This window comes from Desulfospira joergensenii DSM 10085 (assembly GCF_000420085.1).
In the GTDB taxonomy this organism is placed as follows: domain Bacteria; phylum Desulfobacterota; class Desulfobacteria; order Desulfobacterales; family Desulfobacteraceae; genus Desulfospira; species Desulfospira joergensenii.
This window is the reverse complement of record NZ_ATUG01000002.1, coordinates 247,249-260,110: the sequence shown is the minus strand read 5'-3', so window position 1 is coordinate 260,110 and position 12,862 is coordinate 247,249. Positions and strand designations below refer to the sequence as shown.

Sequence of the window (12,862 nt, the reverse complement as noted above, 5' to 3'; positions counted from 1 at the left end):
TTTTTTTTACCTGGGAACGTAATTAAACCGGAAAGGTTTAAAAGGAAGGATGATGGAATCGGCAGATTGTCAGCTTCCCTGCGTCGGTATTATCCGCATCAGGTTCCAAGGGTCAGGAAATCTCCTTCTCAGCTTTGGTCAAGCCCCCCCAGCAAATATAAATTATGGCCACCATATATGCCCCTCAATCTGAAATTTGTCAACTTAAATATCTTTGGGTCCATCCCCCGCTCCCTGTCCGACACCCTTCAATTCAGGAATGGACTTTTCAAAAACGCGATTTTAGTTTACAAATTAGATAGACAATCAGAATCCATCTTATAAAAAACGGGAGAAAGGACCTTGAATCCAACAGATATTGAAGATCCTGAATATTTTCATCGCGTGATCGATTGCCAGTTTGCATGTCCGGCGCATACCCCTGTGCCCGAATACATACGGCTGATCGCTGAAAAAAAATATGCAGATGCCTATATGATCAACTGGAAATCCAATGTATTTCCCGGGATTTTGGGCAGGGTCTGCGACAGGCCCTGTGAACCGGCCTGCAGAAGGGGCCGGGTGGAAGACAAGGCCGTGGCCATCTGCCGGCTCAAACGGGTCTGTGCAGACAACAAAGCAGATATCACAAGCCGCCTGCCCATGCCTTCCAAGAAAAAAAACGGAAAAAAAATCGCCCTCATCGGCGGGGGGCCTGCGTCCCTGACCGTGGCCAGGGATCTTCTGCCCCTTGGGTACCATGTGGATCTCTATGATGACCAGGCCGAGGCCGGCGGGTTCGTCCGAAGCCAGGTGCCCTCTTTCAGGCTGCCCAAAGAAGTCCTGGATGAAGAGGTGAACATCATCCTGAACATGGGGGTCAAAACCCATTTAAATACCTATATATCCAGCATGAAAGAGTTTCTGGCCAAGGGACATGATGCCGTATTTGTGGGCACCGGCGCCCCAAGGGGCCGGGACCTTGATCTTCCGGGCCGGCAGGAATCAAAAAAATCTGTCCATGTCGGCATTGAATGGCTGGCCGGCGTCCAGTACGGGCACACAAAAAAGACCGGGGAAACCACCCTTGTAATCGGCGGGGGCAATACAGCCATGGACTGCTGCCGGACCGCCAGAAGGCTGGGGGGAAAACAGGTCAAGGTCATCATCCGGGGGGCGAAAAAAGATATGAAGGCCTCCCCCTGGGAGGTGGAAGACGCCGTCAGGGAAGACATCCCGATTTTAGAACATCTCTCGCCTGTGGAGTTTGTCATGGAAAACAAGCGGTTAAAGGGAATGAATTTTCAGAATCAGCAGCCCGGCAAAGAAGACCGGGAACCGGTGTTCATCCCCTGTGACGAAGTCCTGCTGGCCGTGGGCCAGCAGAACGCCTTTCCCTGGATCGAAAAAGATATCGGCCTGACCTTTGACGATAGAGGCCGGCCCCGGGTGGATGAGATCACCTTTCAGTCTGATCTGGATCATGTCTTTTTCGGCGGGGACGCCGCCTTTGGCCCCAGGAACGTGATCACCGCCGTTGCCCACGGCCACGAAGCCGCCCTCTCCATCGACCTATTCTGCAAGGGAAAGGACATTACAAAAAGACCCCTGCCTTTTACCACCCTTGCCGGACAGAAAATGGGGCTCCGGGACTGGATCTACCACAGCCAGGTCTCCGACGAAATCCGGCAGAATGTGCCCATGGTACCCAAGGTCAAATCCATCAAGGACCGCCTCATGGAAGTGGAGCTGGGATTCAATCCCAAAACCGGTTTCAAAGAGGCCCGGCGCTGTCTTAATTGCGACATACAGACCGTTTTCACCGTGAATGAATGTATTGAATGCGATGCCTGTGTGGATGTCTGCCCCACCACCTGCATCAATTTTCTGAAAAACGGGGATGAAGAGGATCTAAGATCCCGGCTTATGGTTCCGGCAAAGAACAGGTCCCAGGATCTCTATGTCTCTGATGTTCTTCCCACCGGAAGGGTGATGGTCAAAGACGAGGACCTGTGCCTTCATTGCGGACTCTGTGCGGAAAGGTGTCCCACGGCGGCCTGGGACATGCAGAAATACACCTATAATCCATCAAAAGCAGGACAGAGATGAAAAAGCTCAAACGTGTAAATGATTTTGTTATCCGGTTTGCCAATGTGAACGGGTCCGGTTCTGCCAGCGCCAACAACCTTTTTGCAAAGGCGGTCTTCAGGTTGGGCGTACCGGTGAGCCCCAAAAATATTTTTCCTTCCAATATCCAGGGCCTGCCCACCTGGTATGAGGTCCGGGTCAGTGAACAGGGGTATCTGGGACGCAGGGGCGGGTATGATTTCATCGTTGCCGTCAACGGACAGACCCTTGAAAAGGACTATGATGATCTTCAGCCCGGGGGGTACTTCATGTACGATTCCACAAGGCCCCTGTCCGACCACTTCCAGCGCAGGGACATCATCCCCATCGGCATGCCCCTGACCGAGATCTGCAACCGGGAGATCCCAAACCCCAGGCTGCGGCCCCTGCTGAAAAATATCATATATGTGGGCGCCCTGGCCTTTCTGCTCGATATGGAATTTTCCGTTCTCACGGACTCGATCGCCAGGCAGTTCAGCAAAAAGCCCAAGCTGGCAGAACCCAATATCCGCGCCCTGGAACTGGGATTTGACTACGCTTCCACCCATTTTAAAGATGTATGCGGTCTTTCTGTAAAGCGCAGTAACAAACTGAACACCCATATCCTCATGGACGGCAACAGTGCCACGGCCCTGGGGGCGGTGTACGGCGGTGCCACCGTTGCCGGATGGTATCCCATCACCCCGTCCACTTCCGTGATCGAAGCCTTTGACAGGTTCACCCGCCAGTACCGGATGGATGCCTCCGGAAAAAGAAAAGCCGCCATTGTCCAGGCCGAAGATGAACTTTCCGCCCTGGGGATCGCCGTGGGAGCCTCCTGGAACGGCGCCCGTGCCTTTACCGCCACCTCCGGGCCCGGGGTCTCCCTGATGAATGAACTGCTGGGCCTGGCCTATTTTGCCGAGATCCCCGTGGTCCTGGTCAATGTCCAGAGAACCGGCCCCAGTACGGGCATGCCCACACGGACCCAGCAGTCGGATACCCTGGCCTGCGCCTATGCCTCCCACGGAGACACCAAACATGTGCTGCTCTTTCCCTGCGACCCAAAGGAGTGCTTTGAAATGGCGGCCCAAAGCTTTGACCTGACCGAAAGCCTCCAGACCCCGGTGATTCTCATGAGCGATCTTGACCTGGGCATGAACGACCATGTCAGCCTGCCCATGGCCTGGGACGACAACCGGGAATATTGCCGGGGAAAGGTCCTTGACAGGGAAGAGCTGGATTCCATGACCCGGGAGTGGGGACGGTATCTGGATACGGACGGGGACGGTGTCTGCTTTCGGACATACCCGGGAACCCATCCTGAAAAAGGGGCCTATTTCACCCGGGGATCCTCCCATGACGAATATGCGGTCTATACCGAGGACAGTGATACCTACAGGCGGTGCATGGAAAGGCTGTCCGAAAAATGGCAGACCGCCAGATCCCTTGTGCCTGCCCCCCGTATCAAAATAGAGGATGAGAAAGGAACCCGGGGGGCAATCTTTTACGGCACCAGTACATATGCTGCCTACGAGGCCATGGAGATGCTCGCCGGGAAAGGGATTGTTCTGAACTCCATGCGTGTTCGGGGATTTCCTTTCCCGGACCCGGTGGAAGAGTTTATCGACCGGCACGAAATGCTTTTTGTAATCGAACAGAACCGGGACGGCCAGATGCGAACCCTTTTGATAAATGAACTTAACCGGGTCCCGGACAAACTGATTTCCATTCTCCATATGGACGGCACGCCCATTGATGCCAGAACCATCTGCCGGTCCATAGAAGATGTACTGGCACAGACCCCCAAAGGAGGTGCTGCATGAATTCCCGACGTCCAGTATTCCGCCATCCCGATCTTCCGAAAAACGACCTGGGGTATACCCGCCGGGATTATGAGGGAGGGGACTCCACCCTCTGCGCCGGCTGCGGCCATGACTCCATTTCAAATTCAATCATCCAGGCCTGTTTTGAGCTGTCCATCCCCCCCCACCGGGTGGCCAAGCTGTCCGGTATCGGATGTTCCTCCAAGACCCCGGCCTATTTTCTGGGCAAATCCCACGGATTCAACTCTGTCCACGGAAGGATGCCCGCCATTGCCACCGGCGCCAACATGGCCAACAAAGACCTTCTCTATATCGGTGTCTCCGGTGACGGTGACACCGCTTCCATCGGCATGGGGCAGTTTGTACACGCTGCCCGGCGCAATCCGAACATGGTCTATGTCGTAATGAACAACGGCTGTTACGGCCTTACCAAGGGCCAGGATTCAGCCACCGCAGACAGGGGATCGTCCAGCAGGAAGGGGCGGCCAAATCCCTTTGAAGCCATTGATTTGTGCGAAATGGCGGTTCAGCTGGGGGCCGGTTTTGTGGCCCGGGGCTTTTCCGGGGACAAGGAGCATCTGGTTCCGCTCCTAAAGGCAGCCATCCGCCACAGGGGATTTGCCCTGATTGACGTTATCTCCCCCTGTGTCACCTTTAACAACACTCAGACCTCCACCAAGAGCTACCACTGGGTCCGGGACCATATGGAGGCTACTGCCACCTTTGATTTCATTCCCTTCCAGAAGGAAATCACTGCCCAATATGAAGAAGGGTCAACCCAGTCGGTGGCCCTGCATGACGGCACGGTCATCCATCTTCACAAAAGCGACAATTCCTTTGATGTCACAAAAAGGCGCGATGCCATCAATGCATTGGAGCATCACAGGGAAAAAGGACAGATCCTTACGGGAATCCTTCATATCAACGAGACCCTCCAGGACACCCATGATATTCTGGAGACCACGGACAAACCCTTGAACGCATTGACCCAGGAGGAGCTATGTCCCGGGAACCAGGCACTTCAACAGATTTTTGAAAATTATAGATAGATACGGGGGGAGGGGCAACCTTTACCCCCGGACACAGCCCCGGAAAAATAATATTACGGAATTATTTTTTTTCCCCCTTTTTCCTTTTTCATTTCAATATACCAATTCTGATCGCCGTACAATTCGTCCGAACATTCAGGGCATAGACCATGGCTGAAGGATGCCTCGGAGTGTTTTTCGATATATGTCTCTAAAAGATTCCAATACCCTTTATCATCCCTGATTTTTTTACAACTGGAACAGATCGGTACGATCCCTTTTAAGGTCTTTATCTCCTCAAGGGCTTCCTGGAGATCCTTGATCAGTTTTTTTCGGTTTTCCTCTGCGATTTTGCGTTCGGTGATATCCACTCCCAAACCAATGAGAAGCTTTTTCCCGTCTAATTTTTTGCGGACCCCGGTGAAAAAATAAGGCAGCCTCCGGCCGTCTTTGGTCACGATTTCAGCTTCAAATTCGGCAGACCCTTCTTGAAAGACCTTTCGAATCTGTCCTTTAATCTGTATCCTTCGATCATCTTCAAAAAAATCAATGCCACGCATGCCGGACAGCTCTTCGTCCGTGTATCCGATAAGTTTGCCCCATTTGCTGTTCCAGATGATGAACCGCTGCTCATCAAAGACATAGAATAAGCCGGGAAGACTGTTGATGTAATATTCGGAAAGCTGCTTCTCATTCAGCAGCTCCTTTTCCATCCGATGACGCTCCTCAATTTCCGACACCAGCTTTTGATTGGCTTTTTTAAGTCCCAATGTTCTTTTTTCAACCGTGTCTTCAAGATGGTCCTTGTGTTCCATCAATCGCTGTTCTGCTTTTCTCCTTTTTTTTCTCTGCCCAGAGGCCAGGATCATCGTTACTATTCCGATTAAAACGGTTGCAATAATGATAAGAAGATCTTGTTTGGTCTTTTGATACCATGGTCTGAGAATCCTTTCTCTATGGTGTAACACAGCGATCTGAAAGGGAAAATCAGGCAATTGGTATATGGAGATCACCGCCGAGGAAGTTTCATGGGTTTTCAGTCCTCCCCCCTTTATCGGGGCCATGGACAGCAGGGGAGTATTGTCGGCATGAAGGGTTTCACAATCCGGATTATTGTACCATTGGGTAAGAACATTGCCCCGGACATCCAATAGGACAACGGCATCCACATCAATATTCAAATACCTCTCGTATCGGTCATAAAAAAACATGGGATCAATCACAGCCGCCAGAACCCCTGCAAATTCACCCGCCCCATTTTCAATCCGCCGGCTCATCACAATGATCTTTTTATCCTGTTTTGAAATTAGAGTCTGTATTGAAAATTCAAGCCAGGCATCCCGGTGGGCTTCAAAAAAAGCCGGATCATCAAATGCCTGAAACGCTCTTAGGCTGTACAGAACCTTTTTTTCGGCATTCCATAAGACGATATTCTTAATTTGGGGCAAAAACATGGACCGATCTTTAATGGTTTTGGCAATGGCTTTAGGGACCCTTGTATCGGGTTTATTGAGATGCTCTAAATTTGAAAGAATGGAAAGAAGAGTCAGATCGACACCGTAAAGCACACTGGAGGTATTTTCTCCGAGAAGCTGGGCCTGGGACTTTGATTTGGTATGGGAAGTATCTATATAGATCTCCCTGTCCCTGAAAATAGTAACCCCGCTGAATATTACAAAGATGAGGATCACCAGCCATATCAATGCGATGATATAGATATATGATCTTTCTTTGGGTAGAGGTGGGGTTTCCATTTTCTTTTTCTGCTTACAAAAGATCCATAATCAAATCGACAATCTTGGGATCAATATTCATCCTCCGGACAAACTCATCCTGCTTTTTAAGCATCCGGTTTCTCCATATTGTAATTTGCTCTTCACCGGGAACAACGACAGTCAACCCGTTTTCAATGGTCACCTTTTTTGCCGTAATCTGGGCCTCCAGGGCCTGCTTTCTGGATGTATCGACATGTTTATCCCAGGTGTCGGTCACGATCGTCCGGATGTCCGGCGGCAGCTTTTCCCAAAAAGACATCCGGATGAGGGGAATATACAGGGGGAAATATTCCCGGTCCTCAAACGCATACTTTATGCCCTTTTCCCAAAGCCTTGCGCTCCGGACGGTTTCATAGCTCGTTAATACGGCATCCACCCTGCCCTGGATCATATATCCCGGAAGATCCGGCCAGGCGATGACAACAGGGTTCCCGCCCAGTTCCCTTATCCTTAACTTGTTCCCCAGGCCGCCGGCAACCCGTATGGTAAGCCCCTCAATGTCTTCGGGCCGGAGTATTTTTTTTGTCAGGGAAAACAGATGGGCATGCCCAAGATCAATCCATTTTCCCACAACCTTTAAGTGAAGATTTTTTTCGATAAGGCCATTAATGGCTTTACCTGCCCTGCTTTCAAGAATCATATGACTTGAATCGGCAGATCTTCCATAAAAAATCGGCAGCAAAAAAACGCCGACGTTGGGTTCGAATTTTGTCACATTCCATGTTCCCGGAACAGCCATTTCAACTTTTCCCTGTCCCAGGGCCTGAATAATATCTGCATCCCGGAACAGGCTTGAATTGAAATAAAACTGGACATTGATCCTTCCTTTAAGCCGGTTCCTAAGATCATCTGAAAATCGTTTTACGGCCTGGGTCTGGACATGTGTTTTTGTGTTCTCAACGGAAATACGCATTATCGGCAATTGCGCGGCAATTGCCGATGAAGCGCAGAGGCTCAGAAGGATGAAAAGTAAAATACAGAGATTCTTCATTATAAAATTTTCCTATATTCATCTGCCTAAAGAATATATTATCTTAAGGTCAATTTCTGTTTTTTACAACGGAAACCTCGGATACTGCTCTGGGAGATAGTTTGCCCCCGGGTTTATGATCCGAATTTTTCAGACCCTTGCCTTAAAATTAAAACATAGATTTTCAAAGGCTTAAAAGCATATAACCGGGTTTCAGAGACTGTATCGTCCGCCGGGAAAACGCGCAAAAGAATCAATCCTTTTTTGGGAAAGGCCTTTTCCTTGGGGAAAATAGAGAATTGAAAGGAAGATATCATGTCAGAACTATTTACTCCATATCAACTGAAAGACATAAAATTACGAAACCGGATCGCTGTTCCACCCATGTGCCAGTATTCGGCAGAAAACGGCATGCCCAATGACTGGCATCTGGCCCATTATACCCAGATGGCAAGGGGAGGAGCAGGCCTTTTGATTGTGGAGGCCACGGCGGTCTCGCCCGAGGGGCGCATCACTCCGGGCTGCCTGGGAATCTGGAATGGGGAACAGGCAAAAGTCCATTCCGGGATTGTCCGGGCCATCAGAAAGGCCGGTGCCGTTCCCGGTATCCAGATCGGCCATGCCGGACGGAAAGCCAGTGCAAACCGGCCCTGGGAGGGGGATGACCATATAAAAGAGGATGATCCCCGGGCCTGGGAAACCATTGGCCCCTCTGCCCTTGCCTTTGGGGCCCATCTGCCCAGGGAACCCCGGGAAATGACCATCAAAGATATCGAACGGGTAAAAGCCGATTTTGTCTCTGCTGCCAAACGCGCCCTTGGGGCCGGATATGAGTGGCTTGAACTTCACTTTGCCCACGGGTATCTGGCCCAGAGTTTTTTCAGCATCCATGCCAACCAGCGGAAAGACGGATACGGCAAAGATGCCAGAGGCCGGGGCCGTTTCCTTCTTGAAACCCTGGCCGCGGTCAGGGAGGTCTGGCCTGAAAATCTGCCCCTTACCCTGCGCTTCGGCGTGATCGAATTTGACGGCCGTGACGAAGAGACCCTTGGGGAAGCCATTGCTTTGGGCCGGAAGTTCCGGGAAAAAGGGCTCGACTTCATGAGCGTCAGCATGGGCTTTACCACACCGGATGCCGATATCCCCTGGGGCCCTGCATTCATGGCTCCCATTGCGGAGCGGGTCAAAAAAGAAACCGGACTGCCCGTGGCCTCGGCCTGGGGATTTGGCCGGCCCGACCTGGCTGAGAATGCCGTGAAAAACGGGCAGCTGGACCTGGTCATGATCGGCCGGGCCCATCTCTGCAATCCCCACTGGCCCTATCAGGCCGCTCTGGAACTGGGTGTTGACAGACCCTCCTGGACCCTGCCGGCCCCCTATGCCCACTGGCTGGAGCGGTATAAGCTGTAAGACCCAAAGGATAAAAGGGTTATAGGATAATTTTGCTGCCTACGCTGCTGAGGACAAAACTGTCGGGCAGGGCCTGGGAAAGGGCGGAAACCGCCGTAAATCCGCTGCAGTGCATGGGGCAGACCAGGGACATAGACATCTGTTCCAGCGCTTCAATGGTCGGGGCCACAGCAGGGGCCATGGCCGGTCCGCTCAGATGGAACCCGCCGATGACCGCAAAGACATCCTCCACCCCGGTCAGGCGCCTGGCCTGGTGGATGGAGTTGATGATGCCCGAATGGGCGCAGCCGGATATCACGGCAAGCCCCTTGTCTTTGACGTGGATGACCAGGGACTGGTCATCCCGGAAATTGTCGAGAACAAACTCCTTGCCCTCACGGGCCTTTGCCCCGGGAAACCCTTTTTCAAAGGGGGTTGAGCGGTCAACTTCACCGGTGACAAGGATCTGTTCATCTGCCAGCAACAGAGGCCCCTGGTTTTCAACAACCCGGGCTCCCCATTCCGACAGGGTCTCCTTTGACGGGAAAGGCGGGAAAAAAAGAGTATCTCCTGTGGGGATATCCAGGGCCCTGGGATTGAATACATCGGGATGAAGGACCAGTTCAATCCCTGCCGGCCCCCTTTTGATCACCTGCTCTAAAGCCCCGAAATGATCCATATGGCCGTGGCTGAGCACCACGGCCTCTATATTCTCCAGTCCGATCCCGAGATAATCGAGATTATGGGGTACGGCAATATCGGTATACCCGGAATCCAGGAGAACAGATCGGGAGTCTCCCCCGGTTTCCACGGTAATCAGAAGAGAAAGACCATGTTCCGCCAAAAGGGTATCCGTGGGAATGACCCCCTCTTTGGCCAGGGACGGGCGCTGAACTGAGTCGCCGGAAGGCAGCAGCACATCGCTGTGGTTATCGGATAAAATCAGGACCTCCGCCTTATCCACCGGACAAAGATCGATCTGCTTTGTTTCCATTTTTTTTCTCCCCATTGGTGATAATAATTGTTGTATTCTATCGACCGGCTATATGGTTTTCAAGGAAAAATCCGGATTATTTCATAACTAGCACGGGGAATCCACCCGTCAATTTAACAGCCCGTTTTTTTTGGACAATAGTTAAACAAAACATCCCCCTTAATTATTGGATAACAGAATGGAACAACCCTGACAGGAGCGGATTAAACCGCTCCTGTCAGGGTTGTGGGGAGGGAAATAAACGACAAGGGTTACGGGTCAGGGCACAGTCATCTGAAACGTATGGCAACTATTGCACATATTTTCCGAAGCCATGTGCTCATGGTGGCAAAGATCACAGTCTACTTCCGGACCGTAATGGACCGAGTCGTGGGGGTTGGGTTCCATGACAGCGGTGGACTGGGCCACGTCGTCAGGGGTGCCGTGGCAGGACAGGCAGACTTCGGTGCCCACGGCCCCGGGCGGGCTGTCATGGCAGTCCTGGCAGGAAAGCCCTGCGTCCCTGTGATGGCCCTTAATGGTCATCCCGGATGATGCTGCCGGGGCAGGCGCATCGGGATTTTTTTCTCCGGCGCCTTCCCCGGCCGATTCCGGGAGCGTTCCAGCATTGCCGGAAAAAGGGATACAGGCCAAAGGCAAACACAGGGCTCCCCCCAGAAGGAGTACTGTCAGCCAGAAAAAGCACGATAAACGGCGAGCTTTCGTATTCATGGGCTTGTCTCCAGGGGGCTCATTAGGTCCAGGGCCGTTCTTTGGCCGCATTTTTCCCGGCAATCCGGCCAAAAACGATGCAATCTGTCACAGCCACGCTGCCTAGACGGACCGCACCGTGGATACCCCCTGTAATTTCACCTGCGGCATAGAATCCGGGGATGACTTTCTGGTAGAGATCCAGCGCCCTTGCCCCGGTGTCGATCTGAACGCCGCCCATGGTGTGGTGGACCTTGGGCCAAAGATGCATGCCATAGAAGGGTGCCCTGGCAAGGGGTTTGGCATCTTTCTGGAAGGGCTTGCCAAAAACTCTGTCCTTTCCTGACCTGACATCGGCATTGTATTCGGCAACAGTCTTCCGGAGAGCCTCCCTGGAGATCTTGAACTCTTCGGCCAGACCATCCAGGGTCTCAAACTTTTTGACAATGCCCCGTTCAAGCATGGTATCCAGTTTTCCGACCCGCCGGACACCTTCCTGATCTGCGATGCCCACGGCCCAGGCGCCTGTTTTGATGATGGCATCGGCTCTGATTTTCCGGTTGGCCAACTCGTTGATGAAGCGCTCTCCGGTTTTGGGCGCCACCATGACACCATAGGGAAAGGCTGCAGAAAGCGCAAACATATAGCCGATGCCCATTCCTTTTTCATGGGGGCAACTCCAGGGACCAAGCTGGATCCAGGAGAGCTGGATGGGATTGGAATGGAGTCTGAGAGCCTCAATCAGGCACTCACCAGTGGCACCGGGATGATTCGTGGAGGCGACATTTTCATCGATTTTAGGATCCTGGAGCTTCCGGAAGGGCACGTCCTGGCAGAATCCGCCGGCCGCAAGGATCACGGCCCGGTTGGCGCGGATGGTTTTCAGGATACCGCTTCCGGCTTTGGGGAACTGATATTTCTCATACACCCGTACGCCTTTGACCCTGCCGTCGTCATCCTGCAGGATACGGTCAAGAAAACACTTTTTAATCAAAGGTACGCCCAGTTCCTTAACCTTCTTCAACTGAGGGTGCACAATACCTGCACCTGAATTGTTGGTGGTATAATAGCTTCTGGGAACGGAATGTCCGCCCAGGTGCGTATTGCGCTCCTGATACTGGGCGCCCAAGGCGACTGTCCAGGCAACGGCTTCGGCAGAGTGCTTGGCCAGCATCATGGCCAGATCAGGGTGGTTCAGTCCCAATCCGGCCTTGACCATATCCTGGTACATCAAGTCCGCACTGTCATCTACTTTTTCTTTTGACTGGAGGGGGGTTCCCGCTCCGGCCATGAGGCCTCCGTTGATAATGGAGTTTCCGCCGGGAAGCGGCATCTTTTCTATGATTACCACTGAGGCCCCGGCCTGTTTGGCCTCAATGGCAGCGGCAAGCCCTGCAAAGCCGCTTCCGATAATCACCACATCAACGGCCTCATCCCATTTTTGGGGGATTTCACCGGCTTCAAGACGCTTGGTACCAAAGAATAGGCCGCTGGCGGCCACCCCGGCAAGGGCGCCGGCACCGCCGGCCGTTTTGAGGAATCTGCGTCGGGTCAGTTCATTGTTATTTTCGTTCAGTTCAGTCATCTATGGTCTCCTTTTTTCTGGTATCAGCCACCAGATTTTAAATCCTGCGCGTCCTTCTCCCGGCTAGGCCTTGGGCGAAGCGACTTTCTCCTGTCCAGCACCCGGTGACGGATTTTGGGAAAACATCGTCACCGGCGGATCAGGCACTTTCTGAAGCAATGCATCGCAATAGGTATGCCGGTGGGAAGTTTAAATCTCCTGTTCCGCCAAAGGCTGTCAATAATATTGCTGTTTTACTTGTCAGATGCCTCCTGAACAGAATACGGCAAACGGAAAAGACGGGTTCAACTGGTTGGAATTTCAAATCTTTGATGCAGCCGGATTCCCCGGCAGCCGTGCCAATGATCCTTGGCGGCCGGGACAGAAAAAATATCGAAAAGGCCGGGATGAATCTCCGTCAGGGTGTACCGCCCCTCTCTTTTGTCTCCTGGGCGATGACAGACTGTCCATTCCGGGGAGACAAAAAAATTCTGAATATAGGGAGATCAAAAACACATTTCACCTATTGCTGTCGGGTCTG

General features: G+C 52.3%; 9 protein-coding genes and 1 riboswitch. Of the genes, 4 read left to right on the top strand and 5 right to left on the bottom strand.

What is annotated here, in order from left to right:
- Positions 1–58 precede the first annotated feature (58 nt).
- A riboswitch (TPP riboswitch) is annotated at positions 59–160 on the bottom strand.
- 182 nt (positions 161–342) lie between these two features.
- From F608_RS0113525 to F608_RS0113515, 3 genes are read left to right on the top strand one after another with little or no spacing between them, the layout of a single operon-like run.
- On the top strand, positions 343–2,088 hold the full coding sequence (locus F608_RS0113525) for an FAD-dependent oxidoreductase (RefSeq protein ID WP_022666183.1): 1,746 nt from the start codon (positions 343–345) through the stop codon (positions 2,086–2,088).
- Entirely contained in the window at positions 2,085–3,911 is a 1,827-nt protein-coding gene (locus F608_RS31885) for a 2-oxoacid:acceptor oxidoreductase subunit alpha (RefSeq protein WP_022666182.1), read from the top strand. The genes F608_RS0113525 and F608_RS31885 overlap by 4 nt, the downstream gene beginning before the upstream one ends.
- A complete protein-coding gene (locus tag F608_RS0113515; RefSeq protein ID WP_022666181.1) occupies positions 3,908–4,960 on the top strand; it encodes a 2-oxoacid:ferredoxin oxidoreductase subunit beta in 1,053 nt (350 codons plus the stop codon). The genes F608_RS31885 and F608_RS0113515 overlap by 4 nt, the downstream gene beginning before the upstream one ends.
- A gap of 53 nt (positions 4,961–5,013) precedes the next feature.
- On the opposite strand, the gene F608_RS34805 is transcribed toward F608_RS0113515, so the two are convergent.
- Together F608_RS34805 and dctP are read right to left on the bottom strand one after the other, a co-directional pair.
- Complete coding sequence (locus F608_RS34805) at positions 5,014–6,693, bottom strand: PAS domain S-box protein (RefSeq protein ID WP_022666180.1); 1,680 nt, start codon at positions 6,691–6,693, stop codon at positions 5,014–5,016.
- A 13-nt stretch (positions 6,694–6,706) separates the two neighbouring features.
- The gene (gene dctP / locus F608_RS0113505) at positions 6,707–7,705 is read right to left on the bottom strand and encodes a TRAP transporter substrate-binding protein DctP (RefSeq protein ID WP_022666179.1); all 999 of its coding nucleotides are present in this window, start codon (positions 7,703–7,705) and stop codon (positions 6,707–6,709) included.
- A 294-nt stretch (positions 7,706–7,999) separates the two neighbouring features.
- On the opposite strand from dctP, the gene F608_RS0113495 reads away from it, so the two are divergent.
- Positions 8,000–9,094 carry an NADH:flavin oxidoreductase/NADH oxidase gene (locus tag F608_RS0113495; protein ID WP_022666177.1) on the top strand — a complete coding sequence of 365 codons (1,095 nt, stop codon included), beginning with the start codon at positions 8,000–8,002 and terminating at the stop codon, positions 9,092–9,094.
- 19 nt (positions 9,095–9,113) lie between these two features.
- Here the strand turns inward: F608_RS0113495 and F608_RS0113490 are convergent, their stop codons facing one another.
- The 3 genes from F608_RS0113490 to F608_RS0113480 form a co-directional block, all read right to left on the bottom strand.
- Positions 9,114–10,067 (bottom strand): MBL fold metallo-hydrolase, encoded by a 954-nt coding sequence (locus tag F608_RS0113490; RefSeq protein WP_022666176.1) that lies wholly within the window; start codon positions 10,065–10,067, stop codon positions 9,114–9,116.
- A 258-nt stretch (positions 10,068–10,325) separates the two neighbouring features.
- On the bottom strand, positions 10,326–10,778 hold the full coding sequence (locus F608_RS34800) for a cytochrome c3 family protein (protein ID WP_161626860.1): 453 nt from the start codon (positions 10,776–10,778) through the stop codon (positions 10,326–10,328).
- A 22-nt stretch (positions 10,779–10,800) separates the two neighbouring features.
- The gene (locus F608_RS0113480; protein ID WP_022666174.1) at positions 10,801–12,342 is read right to left on the bottom strand and encodes a flavocytochrome c; all 1,542 of its coding nucleotides are present in this window, start codon (positions 12,340–12,342) and stop codon (positions 10,801–10,803) included.
- Between the last annotated feature and the right edge of the window lie 520 nt (positions 12,343–12,862).

Excerpts from the sequence above, each read along its gene's own strand:
- F608_RS31885 (WP_022666182.1), top strand. The coding sequence starts at position 2,085 with ATGAAAAAGCTCAAACGTGTAAATGATTTTGTTATCCGGTTTGCCAAT.
- F608_RS0113515 (WP_022666181.1), top strand. The coding sequence starts at position 3,908 with ATGAATTCCCGACGTCCAGTATTCCGCCATCCCGATCTTCCGAAAAAC.
- F608_RS34805 (WP_022666180.1), bottom strand. The coding sequence starts at position 6,693 with ATGGAAACCCCACCTCTACCCAAAGAAAGATCATATATCTATATCATC.
- dctP (WP_022666179.1), bottom strand. The coding sequence starts at position 7,705 with ATGAAGAATCTCTGTATTTTACTTTTCATCCTTCTGAGCCTCTGCGCT.
- F608_RS0113495 (WP_022666177.1), top strand. The coding sequence starts at position 8,000 with ATGTCAGAACTATTTACTCCATATCAACTGAAAGACATAAAATTACGA.
- F608_RS0113490 (WP_022666176.1), bottom strand. The coding sequence starts at position 10,067 with ATGGAAACAAAGCAGATCGATCTTTGTCCGGTGGATAAGGCGGAGGTC.
- F608_RS34800 (WP_161626860.1), bottom strand. The coding sequence starts at position 10,778 with ATGAATACGAAAGCTCGCCGTTTATCGTGCTTTTTCTGGCTGACAGTA.
- F608_RS0113480 (WP_022666174.1), bottom strand. The coding sequence starts at position 12,342 with ATGACTGAACTGAACGAAAATAACAATGAACTGACCCGACGCAGATTC.